Below are 24,817 nucleotides of genomic sequence, written 5' to 3'. Positions count from 1 at the left end.
AGCGCCTGAGGAAGCATTCCCGTCAGGCGCACATAAAGTTCATGGGTACCAAAACTGCAACGGGAAACACCCTAGCACGTCCTCTCCTCCGGCGGCGGGGCTCGCCACGCCGCCGGAGGGAAAACCTGGCTGACCAGAGGGCGTACGGACGGTGCCGGGCGGGGGTGCGGCGGGGTCCTCAGAGCCGCTCGACGATGGTGACGTTGGCCTGTCCGCCGCCTTCGCACATCGTCTGGAGCCCGTAGCGGCCGCCGGTGCGTTCCAGTTCGTGCAGCAGGGTCGTCATCAGCCGTGCCCCGGTCGCGCCGAGCGGGTGGCCGAGCGCGATGGCCCCGCCGTTGACGTTGACCCGTTCGGGATCGGCTCCGGTCTCTTTCAGCCAGGCGAGGACGACCGGGGCGAAGGCCTCGTTGATCTCGACGAGGTCGATGGCGTCGAGGGTGAGGCCGGTCTTCTTCAGGGCGTACGCGGTGGCCGGGATCGGGGCCGAGAGCATCCGGATCGGGTCCTCGCCCCGTACGGACAGGTGGTGGACGCGGGCGCGGGGGGTGAGCCCGTGTTCGGCGACGGCCCGCTCCGAGGCGATGAGCAGGGCGGCGGCCCCGTCGGAGACCTGGGACGAGCAGGCCGCGGTGATGGTGCCGCCTTCGACGACGGGCCGCAGACCGGCCATCTTCTCCAGCGTGGTGTCGCGGCGCGGCCCCTCGTCCACGGTGACGTCCCCGTACGCGACGGTCTCCCGGGTGAAGCGGCCCTCGTCGATGGCGCGGAGCGCCCGGTGGTGGGAGGTGAGGGCGAATTCCTCCATGTCGCGGCGGCTGATGCCCCACTTCCCGGCGATCAGCTGGGCGCCGTGGAACTGGTTGACGGGGGCGTCGCCGTAGCGGGCGCGCCAGCCCTCGCTGCCCGCGTACGGCCCCTGCGTGAGGCCGAGGGGCTCGGCGGCCTGCCGGGAGGCGAAGGCGATGGGGATCTGGGTCATGTTCTGGGTGCCGCCCGCGACGACGAGGTCCTGGGTGCCGGAGAGGACGCCCTGGGCCGCGAAGTGGAGGGCCTGCTGGGAGGAGCCGCACTGCCGGTCGACGGTGACGCCGGGGACCTCTTCGGGCAGTCCCGCGGCGAGCCATGACGTACGGGCGATGTCGCCGGCCTGGGGTCCGACGGTGTCGAGGCAGCCGAGGACGACGTCGTCGACGGCCGCCGGGTCGACTCCGGAGCGGGCCATCAGCTCCTTCAGCACGTGCGCGCCGAGGTCGGCGGGGTGGGCGGCCCCGAGGCCGCCCCCGCGACGGCCGACGGGGGTGCGTACCGCTTCGACGATGTAGGCCTCGGCCATGGCTGCTGCTCCTCGGTGCGCTCGGGGTGGACCGGTTTCCGGTTACGTACGCAGGGCGATTCCGTCGAGCACCATCGAGAGGTACTGACGGGCGATCTCCTCGGGGCTGTGGTGTCCGCCGGGCCGGTACCAGGAGGCCGCGACCCAGACGGTGTCGCGGACGAAGCGGTAGGTGAGGCGGATGTCGAGGTCGTCGCGGAAGGCGCCTTCGGCGACGCCGCGTTCCAGGGTGCCGAGCCAGGCCTCCTCGAACTTGGTCTGCGAGTCGGCGAGGTAGGCGAAGCGCGGCTGGGTGGCGAGGTGCTTGGACTCCTTCTGGTAGATCGCGACGGCGGGGCGGTGCCGGTCGATCTCGCGGAAGGACTCGGTGACCAGGGCCTCGATGGTCTCGCGGGGGCCGAGGCGGGCCGCGAGGACCGTGTCGTAGCCCTGCCAGAGCTCGTCGAGGAAGGTGGAGAGGATCTCGTCGATCATCGATTCCTTGGAATCGAAGTGGTAGTAGAGGCTGCCCGCGAGCATCCCGGCCTCGTCCGCGATCCGGCGGACGGTGGTGGCGTTGTATCCGTGGGCGGCGAAGACCTCGGCGGCGGTGGCGAGCAGTTCCTGGCGTCGCTCCGGCGTGGGGGTCACCTGGGGCTTCTTCTTGGTAGACACCCGGCCATTGTCCTTCCACGGCCTGTGTGTTCACGCATGCTGGCTGCTGACGGGGACGACCTCGCCGGTCATGTACGAGGAGTAGCCGCTGGCGAGGAAGACGATGACGTTGGCGACCTCCCAGGGTTCGGCGTACCGGCCGAAGGCCTCCTTCGCGGTGAGTTCGGCGAGGAGTTCGGCGGAGGTGACCTTGGCGAGGTGGGGGTGCATGGCGAGGCTGGGGGCGACGGCGTTGACGCGAACGCCGTAGTCGGCGGCCTCGACGGCGGCGCAGCGGGTGAGGGCCATGACGCCGGCCTTGGCGGCGGCGTAGTGGGCCTGGCCGCGCTGGGCGCGCCAGCCGACGACGGAGGCGTTGTTGACGAGGACTCCCCCGGTGCCGGCGGCCTTGAGGGAGCGGAGGGCGGCCCGGGTGCAGCGGAAGGTGCCGTTGAGGGTGACGTCGAGGATCCTGGTCCACTGGTCGTCGGTCATCTCGGTGAGTTCGGCGGTGCCGCCGAGGCCCGCGTTGTTGACGACGATGTCGAGGCCGCCGTGGGCGTTCTCGGCGTGCGCGAAGAGGGCGGCCACCTGCTCCTCGTCGGTGACGTCGCAGGCGAGGTGGGTGACGCGGTCGGGTCCGAACGCGTCGGCCAGGGCGTGGGCGGTCTCCTTCAGCCGGCGGGCGTGGGCGTCGCCGATCACGACGCGGGCGCCCTCCTCCAGGAAGCGGCGGGCGGTCGCGCCGCCGATCCCGGCTCCGGCGGCGGCGGTGACGACGGCGGTGCGGCCGGCCAGCAGTCCGTGTCCCGGCAGGTACGGCGGTGTGTCCATGGCCCGGTCCCCCGGCTTCTCGACGGTCTCTGGGTCGTACGTTAACCTACCAAACACTTGTTAGGGAACGCTCTCGGCGACGCCGCCGACCGGACGGAAGGCGGGTGCCTCGTGGATCTGGCGCAGACGGCACGGACGGCAGCCCTGCGGGCCGAGGCCCGGGACTGGCTCCGGGAGCACGTACCGCCCCGGCCGCTGCCCTCCCTGGAGACCGGGGAGGGGTTCGCCGCGCACCGGGAGTGGGAGGCGCTGCTGCACTCCGGGCGCTGGTCGGCGGTCTCCTGGCCCGAGGAGTACGGGGGCCGGGGCGCGGATCTCTTCGGCTGGCTGGCGTTCGAGGAGGAGTACTGGGCGGCGGGCGCGCCGGGCCGGGTCGCGCAGAACGGGATCAGCCTCCTCGCCCCGACCCTCCTCGCCCACGGCACGGCGGAGCAGCGGGCCCGGGTGCTGCCCCCGATGGCGGGCGGCGAGGTCGTCTGGGCGCAGGCCTGGTCGGAGCCGGAGGCCGGGTCGGACCTGGCGGCGCTGCGGTCGCGGGCGGTGCGGACCGGGGGCGGCTGGCTGCTGTCGGGGCAGAAGACGTGGTCCTCGCGGGCGGCGTTCGCGGACCGGGCGTTCGGGATCTTCCGTACGGACCCGGGGGCGGCGAGACCGCACCAGGGGCTGACGTATCTGATGTTCGGGCTGCGGGACCCCGGGGTCACCGTGCGTCCGATCGGGCGGCTGGACGGGAAGCCCGCGTTCGCCGAGATCTTCCTCGACGAGGTCTTCGTACCGGACGCGGACGTCATCGGGGAGCCGGGGCAGGGCTGGCGCATCGCCATGTCGGCCACCGGCGACGAGCGCGGCCTCACCCTCCGCTCCCCCGGCCGTTTCCTGGCCGCCGCCGACCGGTTGCGGGCCCTGTGGCGGGAGGCGGGCGACCCTGCGGACACGGCGCTGCGGGACCGGGTGGCGGACGCGGTGATCGGGGCGCGGGCCTACCAGCTGTTCACCGCCGCCTCCGCGTCCCGGTTCGCGGCGGGGGCCTCGCTGGGGCCCGAGTCCAGCCTGAACAAGGTGTTCTGGTCGAGTTACGACATCGCGCTGCACGAGACGGCGCTCGACCTGCTGGGCCCGGACGCGGAACGGGCGGACACCGCGTGGGCGGAGGGGTACGTCTTCGCGCTGGCGGGCCCGGTGTACGCCGGGACCAACGAGATCCAGCGGGACATCATCGCCGAGCGGCTGCTCGGCCTGCCGAAGGGACGGCGCTGATGCGTTTCCTCCTCGACGACGAGCAGCGGGAGTTTCGCCGGTCGCTGGACGCGATGCTGACGGCGGCGGACACCCCGGCCGTGCTGCGGGCGTGGGCCGCCGGGGACCGCGCCCCGGGTAGGGCCCTGTGGGGGCGGCTCGCGGAGGCGGGGGTGTTCGCGCTGGCGGTGCCCGAGGCGTACGGGGGTCTGGGGCCGCTCCCCGTGGAGGTGGCCGTCGCCTGCGTCGAGCTGGGGCGGCACGCGGTGCCCGGACCGGTGGCGGAGACCCTGGCGGCCGGGGTGCTGCTGGGCGGGGCGGGCGGGCCGGCGGCGGCGGAGTGGCTGCCGAGGATCGCCGCGGGCACGGCGGTGGTGTCGCTGGTCCCGGAGGGGCCCGGGTCCTACGCCCTGGACGCGGACGCGGCGGACGCGGTGTTCACGGTGGACGGCGACGAACTGCGGCTCGCGGCGGGCCCCGGGGAGCCGTCGGCGTCGGCGGATCCGGCGCGGCGTCTGTTCCGGCCGGAGCCGGGCGGCGCGCCGGTCGCCGAGGGCCCGGCGATACGGGCGGCGGCACGGGCGGCGGAGACCTGGGCGTCCTTCGCCACGGCGGCCCTGGCCCTGGGCTGCGGGGAGGAGCTGCTGCGGGCGACCGTGGCGTACGTGAAGCAGCGCACCCAGTTCGGGGTGCCCGTCGGGTCGTTCCAGGCGGTCAAGCACCGCCTCGCGGACACCCTGCTCGGCCTGGAGTTCGCGCGCCCGCTGCTGTACGGGGCGGCGGTGGAACTGGCGGACGGGCCGGCCAGGGCGGGGGCGGCGGTCGCGGCGGCGAAGGCGACGGCGGGCGAGGCGGGGTACGCGGCGGCCCGCACCGCGCTCCAGGCGCACGGAGCGGTCGGCTACACCGAGGAGCTGGACCTCGCGTGGTGGCTGCGCCGGGCCCGGCCGCTGCGGGACGCCTGGGGTGCGCCGTCCGCCTGCCGGGCCCGGGTGCTGGCGGGCTGAGGCCCCGGGCCGGCCCCGTCCGGGTTCAGGACACGTCGGTCGGCGGGGTGTCGTCGCCGGTGCGGCGCACGGTGCGCAGCGGCTGCCCGGGACGCCAGGACCGGATGACGAGCGCCTCGCCGTCGAGCCCGATGCGGACGACCTCGGTCAGCTCCGCCCGGAAGAGGTGGAAGGGCTCCGGCGGGGTCGCCTCCTCGATGAAGCGGGCGATCACCCGCGGGTCGGTGATCTCCACGGCCCGGCCGCTGACGCGGACGTCCCCGTCGTTCATCTCGGCGTCGGGTCCGGGGTTGGCCTGGAGCGCGAAGCGCGGATCGCGCCGCAGGTCCAGGGCTTTGAGGGAGTTCGGCATCATGCCGAGGAGCAGTTCGCCGAAGCGGAAGTCGGCCTCCAGGCCGGTGACCCGGGGCGAGCCGTCCTTCCGCAGGGTGGCCAGGACGTGGTGCTTGTAGAGCCGGAAGCGGGCTCGCACGGTGTCGGCGAACTCGGGCTCGGCGGTGGCGAAGCCGTCCCAGGAGACAGGGGCGTGCGTAGGCGATGAAGACGTCATGGTCGCCATGGAACACCGGATACCCGACAGCTCCTGTCGGTATTCGCGCGCGACAGGCGGACGGATTCCGGCGAACCGGCCGCCGTCACCGCCGCGCCGTCCCGTCCCTTTCCGTCCCGTCCTGTCAGGTCAGGTCAGGTCAGGTCACGTATCCGCCGCACGGCCTCGGGCGGGGTGCTCCGGAGCCGGCCGGGCGAGCTTCAGCATGACCTCGTCATACTCCTCGTCGACGCGGCGGCTCTCCTCCACGAAGCCCAGCCGGGCGTAGAAGCCCCGTGCCGCCGTGTTCTTCTCGTACACCTCCAGGGTCAACGCCCCGTGCAGCGCCGCCGCGTGTTCGACCAGCCGGCGGCCCACCCCGGTGCCCTGTGCCTCCGGGGCGACGAAGAGGCCGCCGATCTCGGCGCCGAGGAGCCCCAGGAGGGCCACCACGCGGCCGTCCGTCTCGGCGACCCAGTTCTCGGCGTGGACGAGATAGACCTCCCGCATCTTGCGGGCGCGCTCGCCCTCGCCCTCGCCGGGGATGAAGGGGTGGGCCGGGCCGCCGGCCCGGGACCAGACGTCCACCGCCGCGTCCTCGTCCTCGGGGGCGTAGCGGCGGATCACGGTGCTGCGGGACGCGTTCTCGGGCATGCGCGCGACCGTATCCCCCGGCGGGGCCATCGGCACCCGGGTTTCCCGCCCCCCGGGGCCCGGGGCAGGCGCCGGGGGCCGCGTTTCCCGCCGACGGGGGCCCGGGGCGGGTCGGTCACACCCCGGAGAACGTGATGAGCACCGCCTGGCCCATCGTCCGCAGGACCCCGGGGGACACCCCGGCCGCCAGCACCGCGTCGTAGCGGTCCAGCCGGACGCCACCGCTCTCCAGCTCCGCGCCGTCGTCCAGGGAGACGGCGAGCACCGCGCCGCCCTCCGGTGGCAGCAGGCGGACCGTGCCGCAGACGACGGCGGTCTCCGCCCGCGTACGGGCCCTGCGGTACATGACGTTGAGGTTGACGACGGGGCCGCCCAGCAGGAAGCCCTCGGTGGGCAGGTCGCCGGGGAAGCCGTGCGGCCACAGGGGCTCGTCGACGATGTGGTGCTCGCCGCCGACGACGAGGTCCATGCCCGCGCCCTCGACCACGGTGAGAACGCGGTCCACGCCGGGGAAGGCGGAGAACGGCCCGTCGGCGGTGACGTCCGCCAGGCTCACCCGCCAGTCGAAGGCGTCCGCTCCCGCGCCCTCGGGGCCGGTGGCGACCTCACGGACGGTCCCGCCGCCGTTCTTCCAGGGGGCGGGCGCGCGGTCGGCGGCGCGCAGGATCCGTACCGTCATCGGACGATCCCCTGCTCGCGGGCGGCGGCCAGCCAGAGCGGGAACTCGGCGACGAGCCGGTCGTACAGCTCGGAGTCGGGGACCTTCCGGGGGTCCTGGCCGGCGTGGAAGTACCCGGCGTTGTCGACGGTCCGCCTGGCGGGGACGGCCAGCTCGTCGAGCTTGCGGAGGAAGTCGAACTGGCTGCTGCGGGTGTTGCCGAAGCCGACGAACTGCCAGAACAGGGGCAGCTTCGCGGCCTTGCAGAGATACCGTTCGGCGGCGAGTTTGTTGATCGGCCCGCCGTCCGTCTGGAAGACGACCAGGGCGGGCGCGGTGGAGCCGCTGTCGAGGTAGTGGTCGATGACCGCGTCCATCGCCAGGTGGTAGCTGGTCTTCCCCATGTGCCCGAGACCCGCCCGGATCTCGTCGATCCGGCCGTGGTGGTTGCCGAGGGCGATGTCGGTGACCGCGTCGACGTCGGTGGAGAAGAAGACGACCGGCACCGTGCCGTCGTCGTCGAGGTGGGACGACAGGCCCAGCACCCGGTCGGCCAGCGCCTGGACACTGCCGTCGTTGTAGTACGGCCGCATCGAGCCGGAGTGGTCGACGACGAGGTAGACGGCCGCGCGGTGACCGCCCAGTCCGTGCTTCTCCAGCGAGATGCCGGCGCTCCGGTAGTGGCCGACCAGGGCCGGAGCCGTCTCCCTCACCTTCGTGAGGCTGATGGCCGGGCCGGTGCCCACGGCCGTGTCCGCACCCTGCACGGCGGCCCCCCTTCTGTGCTCCGCGGACCTTGAGCCTAGGCCACCGCCCGGCCCCGGGCACACGGCCCACCGCCCGGGTTCGCTATCTTGATCGCCGCCGCCCCCACCGGCCCCGTTGCACATCCCCAGTGAAGGAGCCGGCCATGGAGGCCGCCGCCACCGCGTGTTACCGCCATCCGTCCTACGAGACGTATGTCCGCTGCACCCGTTGCGACCGCTACATCTGCCCGGACTGCATGCGGGAGGCGTCCGTCGGGCACCACTGCGTGGAGTGCGTGAAGGAGGGGCAGCGCTCGGTGCGCCAGGCCCGTACGGTCTTCGGCGGCGCGGTGTCCCGGGCGACCGCGCCGGTCGTGACGTACGTCCTGATGGCGCTCAACGTCCTCGTCTACATCGGCGAGGTGGTCAGGCCGGAGATCGTGGACCGGTTCGCGGTGCTCGGGGCGGCGCTCACGGGGCCGGACGGCGAGCAGTACTACTACCGGGGTGACACGTATCCCGGGTACGACCTGACGGGCATCGCGGACGGGGAGTGGTACCGGCTGGTGACCGGGGCCTTCCTGCACCTCCCGCCGGACGCCTCGTTCGGGGTGATGCACCTGGTGTTCAACATGTTCGCGCTGTGGAACATCGGCCGGGCCGTGGAGGGCCAGCTCGGGCGGGCCCGCTATCTGGCGCTGTACCTGCTGTCGGCGGTGGGCGGTTCGGTCCTGGTGTACCTGCTGGCCCCGGACACCTCGACGGTCGGCGCCTCCGGCGCGGTCTTCGGGCTGGCGGCGGCGTACTGGGTCATCCACCGGCGGCTCGGCCATGACATGGCCGCCGTCAACCGCTTCATGGCCGGGTTCCTGGTCTGGATGGTTCTCTCGGCCCTGTTCACCTCGTGGCAGGGGCACCTGGGCGGGCTGCTGACCGGGGCGCTGGTGACGTACGGGCTCGCCTTCGCCCCGGCGAAGCTGCGGGTGTGGCCGGCGCAGCTCGCGGGCGGGCTGGTGCTGGCGGGCCTGTTCGCGGTGGCGGTGGCCCTGCGGACCTCGGCCCTGACCGGCAGCTGAGGCCGGGCGGGGCGGTCTTCGGGGGCGGTCAGGGTCGGAGGCGGTCCGTGCCCGCCGGGGGCGGTCGTCGGCGCCGATGCCGGGTGCCGTGGGAGGCACCCGGCCCCGGACGCGCCACGGCGCCCGCTGGAGTCCGGTCGGGGACAGGCAGGCGCCGCGTTCAGTTCCGCACGCCGTTGTGCGGGACGTCTTGTGGGGGCTCCCCCGGGCCACGTGGCCCAGGGGGAACCCGGGTGGTGCTCAGACCAGCAGCGAGCGGTCCGTCGGGCGGATCGGGGCCGGCAGGGCGCTGGTCCCGGTCAGGAAGCGGTCCACTCCGCGGGCGGCGGAGCGGCCCTCGGCGATCGCCCAGACGATCAGCGACTGGCCGCGCCCCGCGTCACCGGCGACGTAGACGCCGTCGACGTTGGTCGCGTAGTGCTCGTCGCGGGCGACGTTGCCGCGCTGGTCGAGCTCCAGGCCGAACTGCTGGACCAGACCGTTGGACTGGTCGGTTCCGGTGAAGCCCATGGCGAGGGTGACGAGCTGCGCGGGGATGCGCCGCTCCGTGCCGGGCTTCTGCTCCAGCTTACCGTCCTTGAACTCGACCTCCACCAGGTGGAGGGCCGCGACGTTTCCGTCCTCGTCGCCCTCGAAGTGGGTGGTGGAGACGGAGTAGACCCGCTCGCCGCCCTCCTCGTGCGCCGAGGTGACCTTGTAGAGCATCGGGAAGGTCGGCCAGGGCTGGTTGGCGTTCCGGTCCTCGCCCGGCTTCGGCATGATCTCCAGCTGGGTGACGGAGGCCGCCCCCTGGCGGTGGGCGGTGCCCACGCAGTCGGCGCCGGTGTCGCCGCCGCCGATGACGACGACGTGCTTGCCGCCCGCGTGGATCGGGGCGACGGTCAGGTCGCCCTCCTGCACCTTGTTGGCGAGCGGCAGGTACTCCATGGCGAAGTGGACGCCGTTCAGCTCACGGCCGGGGACCGGCAGGTCGCGGGAGACGGTGGCACCGGCCGCGATGACGACCGCGTCGTAGCGGCGGCGGAGCTTGGCGGCGTCGATGTCCTGGCCGATCTCCACCCCCGTACGGAACTTGGTGCCCTCCAGGCGCATCTGCTCGATGCGGCGGTTGATGTGCGACTTCTCCATCTTGAACTCGGGGATGCCGTAGCGCAGCAGGCCCCCGATGCGGTCCGCGCGCTCGTAGACGACGACGGTGTGGCCGGCCCGGGTCAGCTGCTGGGCGGCGGCGAGTCCCGCCGGTCCGGAGCCGATGACCGCGACGGTCTTGCCGGAGAGGCGCTCGGGCGGCTGCGGGGTGACGTCGCCGCTGTCCCACGCCTTGTCGATGATGGAGACCTCGACGTTCTTGATGGTGACGGCGGGCTGGTTGATGCCGAGCACGCACGCCGACTCGCAGGGGGCCGGGCACAGCCGCCCGGTGAACTCCGGGAAGTTGTTCGTGGCGTGCAGCCGCTCGGAGGCGGCCGTCCAGTCCTCGCGGTAGGCGTAGTCGTTCCACTCGGGGATGAGGTTTCCGAGCGGGCAGCCGTTGTGGCAGAACGGGATGCCGCAGTCCATGCAGCGGCCGGCCTGCTTGCTGATGATCGGGAGCAGCGAGCCCGGAACGTAGACCTCGTTCCAGTCCTTGACGCGCTCGGCCACGGGGCGGGTCTGGGCGACCTCGCGTCCGGTGGTCAGGAAGCCCTTGGGGTCAGCCATGGGTCGCCGCCTCCATCATCTTCTCGGTGGTCTCCTGCTCGGAGAGACCGGCGAGCTCAGCGGCGTCCTTGGCGGCGAGCACTGCCTTGTACGTGGACGGGATGATCTTGCTGAAGCGGGTCACCGCGGTGTCCCACTCGGCGAGGAGCTTCTCGGCGACGGTGGAGCCGGTCTCCTCGTGGTGGCGGCGCACGACGTCGTGCAGCCACTGCTTGTCGGTGTCGTCCGGCTCCTCGACCGCGCCGAGGTTGCCGACGTTGACGTTGTCGCGGTTCAGGTCGATGACGTAGGCGACACCGCCCGACATACCGGCGGCGAAGTTGCGGCCGGTCTCGCCGAGGACGACGGCGTGGCCGCCGGTCATGTACTCGCAGCCGTGGTCGCCGACGCCCTCGGAGACGACGAGCGCACCGGAGTTGCGGACGCAGAAGCGTTCGCCGGTGCGGCCGCGCAGGAAGATCTCGCCGCCGGTCGCGCCGTAGCCGATGGTGTTGCCGGCGATGGTGGAGTACTCGGCGAGGTGGTCGGCGCCCCGGTCCGGGCGGACGATGACGCGGCCGCCGGAGAGGCCCTTGCCGACGTAGTCGTTGGCGTCGCCCTCCAGGCGCAGGGTGATGCCGCGCGGCACGAACGCGCCGAAGGACTGGCCGGCCGAGCCGGTGAAGGTGATGTCGATGGTGTCCTCGGGCAGGCCCGAACCGCCGAACTTCTTGGTCACCTCGTGGCCGAGCATCGTGCCGACGGTCCGGTTGATGTTGCGGATCGCGACCTGGGCGCGGACCGGGCGGGCGGCCTCGGGGCTCTCGGCGCCCAGCGCGTCGGCGGCCAGCTTGATCAGCTGGTTGTCGAGCGCCTTCGTCAGACCGTGGTCCTGCTCGATGATGCGGTGGCGGACCGCGCCCTCGGGCAGCTCGGGGACGTGGAAGAGGGGGGCCAGGTTGAGGCCCTGCGCCTTCCAGTGGGTGACGGCCCGGTCGGTGTCGAGGAGCTCGGCGTGGCCGACGGCCTCCTCGATGGTGCGGAAGCCCAGCTCGGCGAGGATCTCGCGGACCTCTTCGGCGATGAACTCGAAGAAGTTGACGATGTACTCGGCCTTGCCGGAGAACCGGTCGCGCAGGACCGGGTTCTGGGTGGCGATGCCGACCGGGCAGGTGTCCAGGTGGCAGACGCGCATCATGACGCAGCCGGAGACGACGAGCGGCGCGGTCGCGAAGCCGAACTCCTCGGCGCCCAGCAGCGCGGCGATGACGACGTCGCGGCCGGTCTTGAGCTGGCCGTCGGTCTGCACGACGATGCGGTCGCGCAGGCCGTTGAGCAGCAGGGTCTGCTGGGTCTCGGCGAGGCCGAGCTCCCAGGGGCCGCCCGCGTGCTTGAGGGAGGTGAGCGGGGAGGCGCCCGTTCCGCCGTCGTGGCCGGAGATGAGGACGACGTCCGCGTGGGCCTTGGAGACACCGGCGGCGACCGTGCCGACGCCGACCTCGGACACGAGCTTCACATGGATGCGCGCGACCGGGTTGGCGTTCTTCAGGTCGTGGATCAGCTGCGCGAGGTCTTCGATGGAGTAGATGTCGTGGTGCGGCGGCGGCGAGATGAGGCCGACGCCGGGCGTCGAGTGCCGGGTGCCGGCGACCCACGGGTAGACCTTGTGGCCGGGCAGCTGACCGCCCTCGCCGGGCTTGGCGCCCTGGGCCATCTTGATCTGGATGTCGTCCGCGTTGACCAGGTATTCGCTGGTCACACCGAAGCGGCCGGAGGCGACCTGCTTGATGGAGGAGCGGCGCGCCGGGTCGTACAGGCGCTCCGGGTCCTCACCGCCCTCGCCGGTGTTGGACTTGCCGCCGAGCTGGTTCATCGCGATGGCGAGCGTCTCGTGCGCCTCGCGGGAGATCGAGCCGTACGACATGGCGCCGGTGGAGAACCGCTTGACGATCTCGGAGGCGGGCTCGACCTCGTCGACGGAGATCGGGGCCCGGTCGGAGGTGAAGCCGAAGAGGCCGCGGAGCGTCATGAGGCGCTCGGACTGCTCGTTCACCCGCTCCGTGTACTGCTTGAAGATGTCGTAGCGCCGGTTGCGGGTGGCGTGCTGGAGGCGGAAGACCGTCTCCGGGTCGAACAGGTGCGGTTCGCCCTCGCGCCGCCACTGGTACTCGCCGCCGATCTCCAGCGCGCGGTGCGAGGCCGCGATGCCGGAGGCGGGGTACGCCTTGGTGTGCCGGGCGGCGACCTCCTTGGCGACGACGTCCAGGCCGGCGCCGCCGATCTTGGTGGCGGTGCCGTTGAAGTACGTCGCGACGAAGGCCTCGTCGAGGCCGACGGCCTCGAAGACCTGGGCGCCGCGGTAGGAGGCGACGGTGGAGATGCCCATCTTGGACATGACCTTCAGGACGCCCTTGCCGAGCGCGTAGATCAGGTTCCGGATGGCCTGCTCGGCCTCGATGTTCTCGATGAACGTCCCGGCGCGGACCAGGTCCTCGACGGACTCCATGGCGAGGTACGGGTTGACCGCGGCGGCGCCGTAACCGATCAGCAGCGCGACGTGGTGGACCTCGCGGACGTCCCCGGCCTCGACCAGCAGGCCCACCTGGGTGCGCTGCTTGGTGCGGATGAGGTGGTGGTGGACGGCGGAGGTGAGCAGCAGCGAGGGGATCGGCGCGTGCTCGGCGTCGGAGTGCCGGTCGGAGAGGACGATCAGGCGGGCGCCGTCCTCTATGGCGGCGTCGACCTCGGTGCAGATCTGCTCCAGCCGGGCGGCCAGGGCGTCGCCGCCGCCGCTGACCCGGTAGAGGCCGGAGAGGGTGGCGGCCCGCATGCCCGGCATGTCGCCGTCGGCGTTGATGTGTATCAGCTTGGCGAGCTCGTCGTTGTCGATCACCGGGAAGGGCAGCGTGACGCTGCGGGCCGCGGCGGCGGTCGGCTCCAGGATGTTGCCCTGGGGGCCGAGCGAGGAGCGCAGCGAGGTGACGAGCTCCTCGCGGATGGCGTCCAGCGGCGGGTTGGTGACCTGGGCGAACAGCTGGGTGAAGTAGTCGAAGAGGAGCCGGGGGCGCTCGGAGAGCGCGGCGATCGGCGAGTCGGTGCCCATGGAGCCGAGCGGCTCTCCGGCGGTGCGGGCCATCGGCGCGAGGATGACGCGGAGTTCTTCCTCGGTGTAGCCGAAGGTCTGCTGGCGGCGGGTGACCGAGGCGTGGGTGTGCACGATGTGCTCACGCTCGGGCAGGTCGCTCAGTTCGATCTCGCCGGTCTCCAGCCACTCCTGGTAGGGCTGCTCGGCGGCGAGGGACGCCTTGATCTCGTCGTCCTCGATGATGCGGTGCTCGGCGGTGTCGACGAGGAACATCCGGCCGGGCTGGAGGCGGCCCTTGCGGACGACCTTCGCCGGGTCGATGTCCAGGACGCCGACCTCGGAGGAGAGGACGACGAGGCCGTCGTCGGTGACCCAGTAGCGGCCGGGGCGCAGACCGTTGCGGTCGAGGACCGCGCCGACCTGGACGCCGTCGGTGAAGGTGACGCAGGCCGGGCCGTCCCAGGGCTCCATCATCGCGGAGTGGTACTGGTAGAACGCGCGCCGGGCCGGGTCCATCGAGTCGTGGTTCTCCCACGCCTCGGGGACCATCATCAGCACCGCGTGCGGGAGCGAGCGCCCGCCGAGGTGGAGCAGCTCCAGGACCTCGTCGAAGGAGGCGGAGTCGGAGGCGTCCGGGGTGCAGACGGGGAAGATCCGGTCGAGCTGCGCCTGGCCGAAGAGTTCGGAGGCGAGCTGGGACTCGCGGGCCTTCATCCAGTTGCGGTTGCCCTTGACCGTGTTGATCTCGCCGTTGTGCGCGACGAAGCGGTACGGGTGGGCCAGCGGCCAGCTGGGGAAGGTGTTGGTGGAGAAGCGGGAGTGGACCAGCGCGACGGTGGAGGCGAAGCGGCGGTCGGAGAGGTCCGGGAAGAACGGCTCCAGCTGCCCGGTGGTGAGCATGCCCTTGTAGACGATGGTCCGGGCGGAGAGCGAGGGGAAGTACACCCCGGCCTCACGCTCGGCGCGCTTGCGCAGGACGAAGGCCTTGCGGTCCAGGACGATGCCGGTGGACTCGCCGTCGGCGACGAAGACCTGGCGGAAGGTGGGCATGGTGGCGCGGGCGCCGTTGCCGAGGAGTGCGGGGGTGACCGGGACGTCGCGCCAGCCGAGGACGTTCAGTCCCTCCTGCGCGGCGATCTCCTCGATCGTCCGGACGGCCTCGGTGGATCCGTCCGCGGGGAGGAAGGCGATGCCCACGGCGTACGAGCCGGCCTCGGGGAGCTCGAAAGGGGTCTCGGCGCGGAGGAAGGCGTCCGGGACCTGGCAGAGGATGCCGGCGCCGTCGCCGGAGTCGGGCTCGGAGCCGGTGGCGCCGCGGTGTTCGAGGTTGCGCAGTACGGTCAGCGCCTGCTCGACCAGCTCATGGCTGGCCACACCGGTCAGAGTGGCCACGAACCCGACACCACAGGCGTCGTGTTCGTTACGGGGGTCGTACATCCCCTGCTGGGCGGGGCGACCGTCCATGGGCGACCAGGCGTCGATACGCATCGGCTCTCCCGTCGTCGTCGTGGCATTTGCGGTGCCGAGGGACGACGTTGGCCCTCTGCGAAATTTCGTGCAGGTTACATGATGGGGCGCTTCTCAAGAAGCGGAAGGCGTGTTCCAACATGCGGACACCGTGGTGACCGGAAGTGACTGGGTGACCAGAGGTGACCGGGATGACCAGGGGTGGGTCGCGGTCGGAACGATCGGCGCCCGGGGACCCGCAGAGAGCAGGCGTCGTTGCCTGCGGTGTCTACGGCTCTTTCCCGGCGGACACAGAATTGAAACCGCCGAGTAATGGCTACTTATGTGTAGCGCTGCATAGGGCCACACTGTACGACCGCGCCGCGTCCCCCGCCCAGAGGGGTGCGTCACGACGTACGTCACACCGGGATGCCGGTGTGCGTTCCGGGAGGTGGAGAAGCGCCTGGTGGGAGGGGATCACGGGGGAGGTCGGCGCTCCGTCAGCCGACGGCGACACCGAACAGGGTGCCGAGGCCGTACGTCATCGCGGCGGCCGCACCACCCAGGGCCAGCTGGCGCAGCCCACTGAACCACCAGCTGCGGGCGGTCACCCGGGCCACCACCGCACCGCAGGCGAACAGGCCGACCAGCGCGAGGAGCACCGCGGGCCACAGGGCGCTCGCGCCGAGGAGGTAGGGCAGGACCGGCAGCAGGGCACCGAGCGCGAACGCGCCGAACGACGAGACGGCGGCCACGAGCGGCGAGGGCAGATCGCCGGGGTCGATGCCGAGCTCCTCGCGGGCGTGGATCTCCAGCGCCTGCTCGGGGTCGCGCGACAGCTGCCGGGCGACCTCGCGGGCCAGCGGGGCGTCCACACCGCGGGACTCGTAGAGGGCGGCCAGCTCGGCCATCTCGTCCTTGGGGTGCTTGCGCAGTTCGCGGCGCTCCACGTCCAGCTCGGCCTGGACCAGCTCGCGCTGCGAGGCGACCGAGGTGTACTCGCCCGCGGCCATGGAGAAGGCGCCGGCCGCGAGCCCCGCCAGGCCGGTGATCACGATGGTCTGCTGGGAGACCGCGCCGCCCGCGACCCCGGTCATCAGGGCGAGGTTGGAGACCAGGCCGTCCATCGCGCCGAAGACGGCGGGGCGCAGCCAGCCGCCGTTGACGTCCCGGTGGGTGTGGTTGTCCCGGTGCGCCTCGTGCAGAACGGCGTCGGTCTCGATGATGGCCACGGCGTGCTTCTCCTCTTTGCTCCGGCGGGCCGTCACCCCGCCGCCCCCGCTGAATACAAGTTTCGACAAAGTCCAAACTACGCCGTCCGAGTGGCCGCCGCCAGCAAGCCAGGCCTGCCTTACCACCCCTCTGACCTGCGAAGAAAGGCCAGCCTTAGCTGACCGAGCCATCATCCGACCGGCCCCTTTCGCCGCGTTTTCCGCCTCTCCCCGCCCTCCGCGTGGCACAGATGCGGACAGGGCCCGGAAGCGGAGTCGAATCCGGACCCGTATGCGGATGCACACCGCCGGACGAGCGAAGGGCGACGCGATGAACACGGCCGTCGGCAATGACCGGGCCAGGGGTGCGCTGCTGGGACTGGCGGTCGGGGACGCGCTCGGCGCCCCGGCGGAGAACCTGCGGCCCTCCGAGATCCGCCGCCGCTGGGGGCGGATCGAGGGCTTCGTGAGCGACGACCCGGCGGGCACCGACGACACGGAGTACGCGATCTTCTCCGGGCTGCTGCTGGCCCGGCACGGCTCGGCGCTCGACGTCTCCCACGTGGAGCGGGCCTGGCACCACTGGATCGCCGATCTGGACGAGGGCCCGTTTCGGGGGGCGGGGTTCAGCGAGCGCGGCACGCTGGAGAACCTGCGCCGGGGCCTGGCCGCGCCGATCTCGGCCCAGCACCGGCACGCCTGGAGCGACGGGCTCGCGATGCGGGCGGCTCCCTTCGGGGTCTTCGCGGCGGGCCGCCCCGCCGAGGCGGCCCGGCTCGTCGCGGTGGACGGCCGGGTCAGCCACGAGGGCGAGGGGATCTACGGGGGCCAGGCGGTGGCGGCCGGGGTGGCGGCGGCCATGGTCGGCGCGGGCCTCGCCTCGGTGATCGCGGCCGCGCTCTCGGTGGTCCCGATGGACTCCTGGACGGCCCGGTCGCTGCGCAGGGCGGTGGCGGCGGCCCAGCGGCCCTACCCCGACCGGCTCACGATGGAGCGGGCGGTGCGCTCGGCGGTGGTGATCGCCGGCTACCCGTGGACAGACCTCGCGCCGGAGGCGGTGGGCCTGGCGTTCGGGGCGTTCACGGCGGCGCGCGGGGACTTCCGGACCGCGGTGCTCACGGCCGTCAACATGGGCCGGGACGCGGACACCACGGCGGCGGTGGCGGGCGCTCTGGCCGGAGCCCTGAACGGGGAGAGCGCCATCCCGCCGGACTGGGCGGGCGCGATCGGCCCGGTCCGGGGGAGCTGTCTGCCCTCGATGCGCGGCTACCACGTGCTGGACATCGCGGAACTGCTGACCCCGGAGGATCCGGGGGCGGCCGGGGTCGCGGAGCACGCGCGGGAGCGGAGCGGCGGCGGTCACGAACCGTCGGCCGTACGGGACGTGGCGGCGGAGGCCGCGTCCTTCGAGCCCGTACGGGAGGCGGCGTCGACGGCAGCGTCCTCCCGTCCCGCACGGGACACGGCACCGGCGGCAGCACCACCCGAGCCCGCACGGCCCAGGGCCTCCGCGGGCGCCTTCTCCGTACCCGTGCGGGAGGGCCGGCGATGACGCCGTCAGGTGAAGCGGCCGGAGGCCGACCCGCCGTGGCCACGCCACGCGAACCGTCCACGGGAGACCCGGCACAGGCGGCCCGCGACGCGGCCCGGACTCCGGGCACGGCCGGACCCGCGGCCACGGCCCGGCCCGCGGGCGCCCCCGGACCCGCGGCCCCCTCCCGCCGCGCCCGGATCGAGGGGCTGCTGCTCGGTCTCGCGGCGGGCGACGCCGCCGGGTGGCCCGCCGCCCGGCACCGGGCGGCCCGGATGCCCGAGTGGACCCGGCGGCTCACCCGGGAGCTGGACACCTTCGCCGAGCAGAACGCGACCACCACGCTCCCCGTGCCCATCGCTCTCAACCAGCCGCCCGAGCCGCTGCGGCTCGGCCCGTCCGACGACGCCGAATGGGCCGCGTTCGCCGCCCGTACGGTGCTGGCGGCGGCCGCCGACGAGGCGGACGGCCTCTCGCCCGGACGCCGGATGCGGGACGCGGTCGACCGGGCCTGGAACGCGCTGGCCGCCACCGTCGCCGCCGCCAGCGCCCGGGCCCCCGAGGTCGAGGCCGCGGTGCTCCCGCTGCGGGCCCGGATCTCGGTGCGGGCCGGGCTCGGCAACCTGGCCGCCGGGCTGCGGCCCCCCGCCACCGGGCACGACAACCCGCACTACTTCGACGACGCCGCCTGCGTACGGGCAGCCGTCCTCGCCGTGGTCCACCCGGGCGACCCCGAGGAAGCGGCGGAGCTCGCCGAGTTCGACGCCCGCTACACCCAGGACGGCGACGGGGTGCACGGAGCACGGGCCGTGGCCGCCGCCATCGCCGTGGCGCTGGCCGGGGCGGACGTCGACACCGTGGTGAACGCGGCCCTCGACCGGCTCCCCGAGGGCACCGAGATCGCCCGCAACGCCGTGCACGCCGTCCGTCTGGCCCGGGAGTTCGCCGACGAGCCCGCCGGGGCGTTCGCCCTGGTCCCGGTGTTGGAGCACCAGATCGTGGACCACGTCTACAGCTACGGGATCGCGGCGGCGGAGACCGTGCCGGTCGCGCTCGCCCTCACCACCGCCGCCCGGGGCGAGATCGCCCAGGCGATCCCCGCGGCCGCCTGCCTGTCCCGGGTCGCGGACTCCGCACCCGCCCTGGCCGGGGCGCTGACCGGGGCGATCGGCTCGGTGACCGCCGTGCCGGCGGGCTGGCGCGAGGCGTGCCGGACGCTGGCGGGCTGCGCGCTGCCCCGGCTCGCGGGCACGGACCTGATCGAACTCGCCGGGCTGCTGGCAGCCACGGAACCGGCCACCCCGGGTGGACAATTCCGGCATGACGCCCACAACGGCCATGGAAGCCGCCCTCTCGGCCCCGCGCCCCTCCCCCACCACGCCCGGACTCGATGACCGCGTCCACCGGGCCCTCGTCGGAGCCGCCGTCGGCGACGCCCTCGGCGGCCCGGTCGAGGGCTGGACCCCCGAGCAGATCGCCGAGCGGCACGGCGGCCGGGTGACCGGGATCGTCGGCCCCTGGTACGGCGAGGACTGGCGCACCGCGCGCCCCGTCGCCCCTTACCACAAGGGCGACGGGCACGTCACCGACGACACCCTGATGACCCACGCCCTGATCCGGGTCTACAACCGGGTCCGCGACCACCTCGACGCGTACGCCGTCGCCGACCACCTCGTCCCGGACCTGCTGTCGCCCCGCTGGATCCCGGAACTGGAGGCGGAGGCGCTCCCCCTCCAGCGGATCTTCCTGGCGGAGAAGTGGATCGTGGCCCGGCTGCACTACGGGCACGTGGACCCGCGCGAGGCCGGTGCGGGCAACATCGTCAACTGCGGGGCGGCGATGTACATGGCCCCGGTCGGCCTGGTCAACGCCGGCCACCCGGAGGCCGCGTACGCCGAGGCGCTGGAGGTGGCGGCTCCCCACCAGTCCTCCTACGGACGGGAGGCCGCCGGGGTCTTCGCCGCCGCCGTCGCCGCCGCCTGCCGCCCGGGCGCCACCCCCGGCACCGTGGTCGACGCGGCCCTGTCCACGGCCAGGGACGGCACCCGGGCCGCGATCGAGGCGGTCGCCGAAGTGGCCGTGCGCCACGAGGACTTCGAGTCCGCGCTCACCCCGCTGCGGGCGGCGGTGGAGCCCTTCGACACGGTCGGCCCCGACTACCGCAACCCCTCGCTCGGCGCCCGACGCCCCTCCCGGCTGCACGCCATCGAGGAGCTGCCCATCGCGCTGGGAATGCTGCTGGTCGGGGGCGGTGACTACCGGCGTACGGTGCTCGGCTCGGTGAACTACGGGCGGGACTGCGACTCCATCGCGACGATGAGCGGGGCGATCGTCGGCGCGCTCGGCGGGGAGGCCCCCGCCGACTGGGCCGCCACGGTCGCGGAGGCGAGCCGGCTGGATCTGGAGACCCCGGCCGGGGTGCTGGCACAGGTGGCCCGGGAGGTCTTCGCCCGGGACCTGGAACGCCGCCGGGCCCATGAGCAGGCGTTCGGCGCGCTGGCCGGTGGGCGGTGAACGCTCCCCCGCACCGGACGCCGGACACGGAGGCCCGCCCGCCCCGGGCCGGGCACGTCCGCCTCACCTGGGCGCAGCCCGAGGACCTGGTCGGTCACGAGCTGCGGCAGGCCGCGCAGGACGGCCGCGACGCCCGGGCGATCGAGGAGCGGTGGTACGCGGCCGGGGGCGCCCCCGCCCCGGACCGGGCGGGGGCGTCCGAGCCGCCCGCGCCGCCGCGCCTGCGCGCACTGGCCGAACGGCTGCTCGACGAACTCGCCGCGATCGATTCGCCTTCGGCGGCGGAGGAGCCGACCGGGCTGGACGAGATCATGGCCCTCTGCCCGCACTGGCCGGGGCCGCCCGGGGCCGCGCGCACCGCCGGGGACCGTACGCCCGCCGCCGGCGGGGACGGACAGCCCGCCGACCGGGCGCCCGCCGTCACCCACGCCCGGCTGCACGCGGCCTGGCTCGGCCGGGCGGCGGGCTGCCTGCTCGGCAAACCGGTCGAGAAGCTGCCCCTGGACGGCATCCGCGCCCTGGCCCGCGCCGCCGGCAACTGGCCCCTCACCACGTGGTTCACCGAGCGCGGCGTACCCGCCGACCTGCTCGCCGCGCATCCCTGGAACCGCCGCTCGGCCCCCACGTCCCTGGCCGAGACCATCGACGGCATGCCGGAGGACGACGACCTCAACCACCCCCTCCTCACCCTGCTGTTGCTCCAGCGGCACGGCCGGTCCTTCACCACCGCCGACCTGGCCCGCCTCTGGCTGGAAGAACTTCCGGCCGGGCGGACCTTCACCGCCGAGCGCATCGCCTACGGCAACCTCCTCGCGGGCGTGGAGCCCCCGGCGACCGCCCGCCACCGCAACCCGTTCCGGGAGTGGATCGGCGCCCAGATCCGGGCCGACGTGCACGGCTGGACCCACCCGGGCGACCCGGCCGGAGCCGCCGCCCAGGCCCACCGCGACGCCGTGCTCACCCACACCGGCAACGGGGTCTACGGCGCGATGTTCACCGCGGCCGCCCTCGCGGTGGCGGCGGCCGGGGAGAGCGACGTCCACGGCTGCCTGGCCGCCGGGCTGCGGGTGGTGCCGCCGCACTCGCGGTACGCCCGCGCGATCCGGCTCGGCATCGAAACGGCCCGTGCGGAAGGGGAGTTCGACGCCGTCGTGGACCGGCTGCACGCCGCCTACGCGGACACCCACCACTGGGTGCACGTGCTGCCCAACGCCGCGCTGCTCGCCGCCGCCCTCACCCACGCCGACGGCGACTTCACCCGGTCGATCGGCCTCGCGGTCTCCGGCGGCTGGGACACCGACTCCAACGGGGCGACCGCCGGATCCCTCGCCGGACTTCTCGCCGGCGCCCCGGACGCCCTGCCCGAGCACTGGACGGCCCCGCTGAAGAACCGGCTCGCCACCTCCGTATCCGGCTTCGACCGGACCGGCTTCGACACCCTCGCCGCACTGACCCACCAGGAGGCTCTGCGCCCATGACCCGCATCGCGGTGCTCGGCAGCACCAACATGGACCTCGTCGCCTACACGGCCCGCGCCCCCGGGCACGGCGAGACCGTCACCGGCCGGGAGTTCCGGACGGTCCCCGGCGGCAAGGGGGCCAACCAGGCCGTCGCCGCCGCCCGTGCCGGCGGGGAGGTGATGATGATCGGCGCGGTCGGCGACGACGCGTACGGGACGCGGCTGCGCGACGGCCTCGAACACGCCGGGGTGGACACCGACCTCCTGCACACCGCCGAGGGCCCCAGCGGCACGGCGCACATCGTGGTGGACGAGACCGGGGCCAACTCGATCGTGGTGGTCCCCGGCGCGAACGGCGTGGTCACCGCGCTGGGGCCCGGGGAGATCGCGGCGATCGCCGAGTCCGAACTGCTGCTGATGCAGCTCGAACTCCCCCTGTCCGCCGTCGTCGAGGGGGCCCGCGCGGCCCGGAGCCAGGGGGTACGGACCATCCTCACCCCCTCCCCGGCGCAGCCCTTGCCCGATGAACTCCTCGATCACATCGACCTGTTGGTGCCCAATGAACACGAGGCCGCCGAGCTGTCCGGGCAGGCCGAGCCGCACGCCGCGGCGCAGCTCCTGCTGCGCCGGGTGCCCGAGGTCATCGTCACGCTCGGCGCGAAGGGCTGCCTGTACGCGGCCCGGGGCGGTGAACCGGTCCTCTTCGAGGCGCCGTCGGTGAACGCCGTCGACACGACCGGCGCCGGGGACACCTTCGTCGGATCGCTGGCCGTGGCGCTCGGCGAGGGGCGGCCGGTGGCCGAGGCCGTGGCGTTCGCCTCCGCGGCGGCGGCGCTCTGCGTCCAGAAGCCCGGCGCGTCCACGTCCATGCCCTACCGCAGCGAGATCGAGGCCTCATGAGCACCACCGCGGCTGGACCCCTGACCGGGCTGAAGGTCGTCGACCTGGCCACCCTCTTCGCCGGACCGCTCGCGGCCACCATGCTCGGGGACTTCGGCGCCGATGTGATCAAGGTCGAGCACCCCCGCAGGCCGGACCCCTCGCGCGGGCACGGGCCCGCCAAGGACGGGGTCGGGCTGTGGTGGAAACTGCTCGGCCGCAACAAGCGCACCCTGACCCTGGACCTGTCCGCCCCGGGCGGCCGGGACGTCCTCCTCCGCCTGGCCGCCGAGACCGACGTCATCGTCGAGAACTTCCGGCCCGGGACCCTGGAGCGCTGGGGCCTGGGCCCCGCGGAGCTGCACGCCGTCAACCCGCGTCTGGTGCTGGCCCGGGTCACCGGTTTCGGCCAGTTCGGGCCGTACGCCCACCGCCCCGGCTTCGGGACGCTGGCCGAGGCGATGAGCGGTTTCGCGGCGATCACCGGGGAGCCGGACGGGCCGCCGACGCTGCCGCCGTTCGGGCTCGCCGACTCCATCGCGGCGCTGGCCACCGCGTACGCGGTGATGGCCGCGCTCGCCGGGCGCGAGAAGACCGGCGAGGGGCAGGTGGTGGACCTGGCGATCATCGAGCCGATCCTCACCGTGCTGGGCCCGCAGCCGCTCTGGTACGACCAGCTCGGCTACGTCCAGCCGCGCACCGGCAACCGCTCCCGCAACAACGCCCCGCGCAACACCTACCGCACCGCCGACGGCCACTGGGTCGCCGTCTCGACCTCCGCCCAGTCCGTCGCCGAGCGGGTGATGCGCCTCGTCGGCCGCCCCGAGCTGATCGAGGAGCCGTGGTTCGGCGCGGGCACCACCCGGGCCGAACACACCGAGGAGCTGGACGAGGCCGTGGGCCACTGGATCTCCCGGCACAGCCGGGACGAGGTGCTGGACGGCTTCGAGAAGGCGGAGGCGGCGGTCGCCCCGATCCACGACGTAAGGGAGGTGATGGAGGACCCGCAGTACCGGGCGCTGGACACCGTCACCGAGGTCGACGACCCGGAGCTGGGGCCGTTGCGGATGCAGAACGTCCTCTTCCGGCTCTCGGAGACTCCCGGCTCGATCCGGTGGGCGGGCCGTCCGCACGGCGCGGACACCGAGGAGATCCTGGCCGGGATCGGCCTCTCGGAGACCCGGATCGCGGCGCTGCGGGACCAGGGGGCGCTGTGACCGGCCGGCCGGTCCCGGCCCCGCCGCTGCCGGACGGCCCGCCGCCGCCCGTCGGCCGGCCGCCGCTGACCTGGCTGTACGTGCCCGGGGACCGGCCCGAGGTGGTGGCGAAGGCACTGGGCAGCGGGGCGGACGTGGTGATCGTGGATCTGGAGGACGCCGTCGCCCCGGACCGCAAGGAGTACGCCCGCTCCGCCACCGCCGAACTCCTCGGCGACCAGGTCACGGCGGCCCCGGACGCGGTGCCGGTCCACGTCCGGGTGCACGGCGAGGAGGACGTCCGGGCACTGGCGAAGCTGCCGGGCCTGGCCGCGTTCCGGCTGCCGAAGATCACCCATGCGGTCTCGGTGCACCATGTGGCGGCCGTGGCCCCGGGCGTGGCGCTGTATCCGCTGCTGGAGTCGGCGCTCGCGGTCGAGCACGCGTACTCGATCGCCTCGGCCCATCACGCCGTGTGCGGCATCGCCCTGGGCGAGGCGGATCTGCGGGCGGATCTGGGCGTACGGGAGGACACCGGGCTCGACTGGCCGCGCAGCCGCGCCGTGGTGGCGGCCCGGGCGGCTGCCCTGCCGCCGCCCGCCCAGTCGGTGTTCCCGGACGTCCGGGACCTGGACGGGCTGTGGACGTCGTGCGGGCGGGGCCGGGCGCTCGGGATGCTGGGCCGGGCGGCGATCCACCCGCGCCAGCTGCCGGTGATCGAGCGGGCCTTCCGGCCGACGGCCGAGGAGATCGAGGCGGCCGAGGAGATCATCGCGGCCTCGGCGGTGGAGGCGGGGGCGCTGGCGCTGCCGGACGGGAGGTTCGTGGACGCGGCGGTGGTGGCGTCCGCCCGCAGAACGATCGCGCTCGCCGGGCGGGCCTGAGACTGCGGGCCCGCCCGGCGAGCGGGAGGTGGTGTCCGGGGGTGCGCCCCGGGGCGCGGTCGGTCAGGCCTTCTCGGCCGCCCCGGCCGCGCCGGCGTTCTCGGCGGTGGCGTCCTTGCCGGGCTCGTCCTTCGTGAGCGGGTCCTTCGCGGCGGCGTCCGCCTTCGCGACGCCCTTCTCCCCGGAGCCGTCCTCGCCGGAACCGTCCTTCTCGGCGGGGGTG

20 protein-coding genes are annotated in these 24,817 nt (G+C 73.8%); 10 read left to right on the top strand and 10 right to left on the bottom strand.

The annotated features are described in order from the left end of the window. Positions 1-178: 178 nt before the first annotated feature. From DTB53_RS24300 to DTB53_RS24290, 3 genes are read right to left on the bottom strand one after another with little or no spacing between them, the layout of a single operon-like run. A complete protein-coding gene (locus DTB53_RS24300) occupies positions 179-1,336 on the bottom strand; it encodes an acetyl-CoA C-acetyltransferase (protein ID WP_003969785.1) in 1,158 nt (385 codons plus the stop codon). 42 nt (positions 1,337-1,378) lie between these two features. Beyond that, entirely contained in the window at positions 1,379-1,990 is a 612-nt protein-coding gene (locus tag DTB53_RS24295) for a TetR/AcrR family transcriptional regulator (RefSeq protein ID WP_003969784.1), read from the bottom strand. A gap of 30 nt (positions 1,991-2,020) precedes the next feature. Continuing rightward, positions 2,021-2,803: an SDR family oxidoreductase gene (locus DTB53_RS24290; RefSeq protein ID WP_012381346.1), complete on the bottom strand. Its 783-nt coding sequence runs from the start codon at positions 2,801-2,803 to the stop codon at positions 2,021-2,023. Between the two features lie 111 nt (positions 2,804-2,914). Between DTB53_RS24290 and DTB53_RS24285 the strand changes: the two genes are divergently transcribed. Together DTB53_RS24285 and DTB53_RS24280 are read left to right on the top strand one after the other, a co-directional pair. Then, positions 2,915-4,060, top strand: coding sequence for an acyl-CoA dehydrogenase family protein (locus DTB53_RS24285; RefSeq protein WP_012381345.1), 1,146 nt, complete (start codon positions 2,915-2,917; stop codon positions 4,058-4,060). Then, complete coding sequence (locus DTB53_RS24280; protein ID WP_012381344.1) at positions 4,060-5,046, top strand: acyl-CoA dehydrogenase family protein; 987 nt, start codon at positions 4,060-4,062, stop codon at positions 5,044-5,046. Before DTB53_RS24285 ends, DTB53_RS24280 begins: the two co-directional genes overlap by 1 nt. Positions 5,047-5,071: 25 nt before the next feature. Here the strand turns inward: DTB53_RS24280 and DTB53_RS24275 are convergent, their stop codons facing one another. From DTB53_RS24275 to DTB53_RS24260, 4 genes are all read right to left on the bottom strand, one after another. Further along, entirely contained in the window at positions 5,072-5,605 is a 534-nt protein-coding gene (locus DTB53_RS24275; protein WP_012381343.1) for a pyridoxamine 5'-phosphate oxidase family protein, read from the bottom strand. A gap of 135 nt (positions 5,606-5,740) precedes the next feature. Next, positions 5,741-6,229: a GNAT family N-acetyltransferase gene (locus DTB53_RS24270; RefSeq protein ID WP_012381342.1), complete on the bottom strand. Its 489-nt coding sequence runs from the start codon at positions 6,227-6,229 to the stop codon at positions 5,741-5,743. 115 nt (positions 6,230-6,344) lie between these two features. Continuing rightward, positions 6,345-6,908, bottom strand: coding sequence for a HutD/Ves family protein (locus tag DTB53_RS24265; RefSeq protein WP_003969778.1), 564 nt, complete (start codon positions 6,906-6,908; stop codon positions 6,345-6,347). Next, on the bottom strand, positions 6,905-7,654 hold the full coding sequence (locus DTB53_RS24260) for a vWA domain-containing protein (RefSeq protein ID WP_003969777.1): 750 nt from the start codon (positions 7,652-7,654) through the stop codon (positions 6,905-6,907). Before DTB53_RS24260 ends, DTB53_RS24265 begins: the two co-directional genes overlap by 4 nt. Positions 7,655-7,797: 143 nt before the next feature. On the opposite strand from DTB53_RS24260, the gene DTB53_RS24255 reads away from it, so the two are divergent. Continuing rightward, positions 7,798-8,709, top strand: coding sequence for a rhomboid family intramembrane serine protease (locus tag DTB53_RS24255; RefSeq protein WP_012381341.1), 912 nt, complete (start codon positions 7,798-7,800; stop codon positions 8,707-8,709). Positions 8,710-8,949: 240 nt separating this feature from the next. Here DTB53_RS24255 and DTB53_RS24250 read toward each other — a convergent pair whose 3' ends face one another. The 3 genes from DTB53_RS24250 to DTB53_RS24240 all read right to left on the bottom strand — a co-directional run bounded on the left by DTB53_RS24250 (position 8,950) and on the right by DTB53_RS24240 (position 16,152). Further along, positions 8,950-10,410 (bottom strand): glutamate synthase subunit beta, encoded by a 1,461-nt coding sequence (locus DTB53_RS24250; RefSeq protein ID WP_003969775.1) that lies wholly within the window; start codon positions 10,408-10,410, stop codon positions 8,950-8,952. Continuing rightward, positions 10,403-14,962 carry a glutamate synthase large subunit gene (gene gltB / locus DTB53_RS24245; RefSeq protein WP_042497402.1) on the bottom strand — a complete coding sequence of 1,520 codons (4,560 nt, stop codon included), beginning with the start codon at positions 14,960-14,962 and terminating at the stop codon, positions 10,403-10,405. Before gltB ends, DTB53_RS24250 begins: the two co-directional genes overlap by 8 nt. Positions 14,963-15,420: 458 nt before the next feature. Further along, positions 15,421-16,152 carry a VIT1/CCC1 transporter family protein gene (locus tag DTB53_RS24240; RefSeq protein WP_003969773.1) on the bottom strand — a complete coding sequence of 244 codons (732 nt, stop codon included), beginning with the start codon at positions 16,150-16,152 and terminating at the stop codon, positions 15,421-15,423. Between the two features lie 310 nt (positions 16,153-16,462). Between DTB53_RS24240 and DTB53_RS24235 the strand changes: the two genes are divergently transcribed. The 7 genes from DTB53_RS24235 to DTB53_RS24205 are packed head-to-tail and all read left to right on the top strand — an operon-like array spanning position 16,463 to position 24,594. After that, positions 16,463-17,683 (top strand): ADP-ribosylglycohydrolase family protein, encoded by a 1,221-nt coding sequence (locus DTB53_RS24235; protein ID WP_236586318.1) that lies wholly within the window; start codon positions 16,463-16,465, stop codon positions 17,681-17,683. Beyond that, positions 17,680-19,056: an ADP-ribosylglycohydrolase family protein gene (locus tag DTB53_RS24230; RefSeq protein ID WP_012381338.1), complete on the top strand. Its 1,377-nt coding sequence runs from the start codon at positions 17,680-17,682 to the stop codon at positions 19,054-19,056. The genes DTB53_RS24235 and DTB53_RS24230 overlap by 4 nt, the downstream gene beginning before the upstream one ends. Beyond that, the gene (locus tag DTB53_RS24225) at positions 18,983-20,176 is read left to right on the top strand and encodes an ADP-ribosylglycohydrolase family protein (protein WP_012381337.1); all 1,194 of its coding nucleotides are present in this window, start codon (positions 18,983-18,985) and stop codon (positions 20,174-20,176) included. The genes DTB53_RS24230 and DTB53_RS24225 overlap by 74 nt, the downstream gene beginning before the upstream one ends. Then, a complete protein-coding gene (locus DTB53_RS24220; RefSeq protein ID WP_012381336.1) occupies positions 20,173-21,654 on the top strand; it encodes an ADP-ribosylglycohydrolase family protein in 1,482 nt (493 codons plus the stop codon). The genes DTB53_RS24225 and DTB53_RS24220 overlap by 4 nt, the downstream gene beginning before the upstream one ends. Next, a complete protein-coding gene (gene rbsK, locus DTB53_RS24215; protein ID WP_012381335.1) occupies positions 21,651-22,535 on the top strand; it encodes a ribokinase in 885 nt (294 codons plus the stop codon). The genes DTB53_RS24220 and rbsK overlap by 4 nt, the downstream gene beginning before the upstream one ends. Then, the gene (locus DTB53_RS24210) at positions 22,532-23,731 is read left to right on the top strand and encodes a CaiB/BaiF CoA transferase family protein (RefSeq protein ID WP_003969767.1); all 1,200 of its coding nucleotides are present in this window, start codon (positions 22,532-22,534) and stop codon (positions 23,729-23,731) included. The genes rbsK and DTB53_RS24210 overlap by 4 nt, the downstream gene beginning before the upstream one ends. Next, a complete protein-coding gene (locus DTB53_RS24205; RefSeq protein WP_003969766.1) occupies positions 23,728-24,594 on the top strand; it encodes an HpcH/HpaI aldolase/citrate lyase family protein in 867 nt (288 codons plus the stop codon). Before DTB53_RS24210 ends, DTB53_RS24205 begins: the two co-directional genes overlap by 4 nt. Positions 24,595-24,817: the final 223 nt, after the last annotated feature.

Origin of the sequence: Streptomyces griseus (assembly GCF_900460065.1) — a bacterium.
Taxonomy (GTDB): Bacteria; Actinomycetota; Actinomycetes; order Streptomycetales; family Streptomycetaceae; genus Streptomyces; species Streptomyces griseus.
Note: the sequence above shows the minus strand (reverse complement) of the source record. Positions and strands in the feature narration are given on the sequence as shown.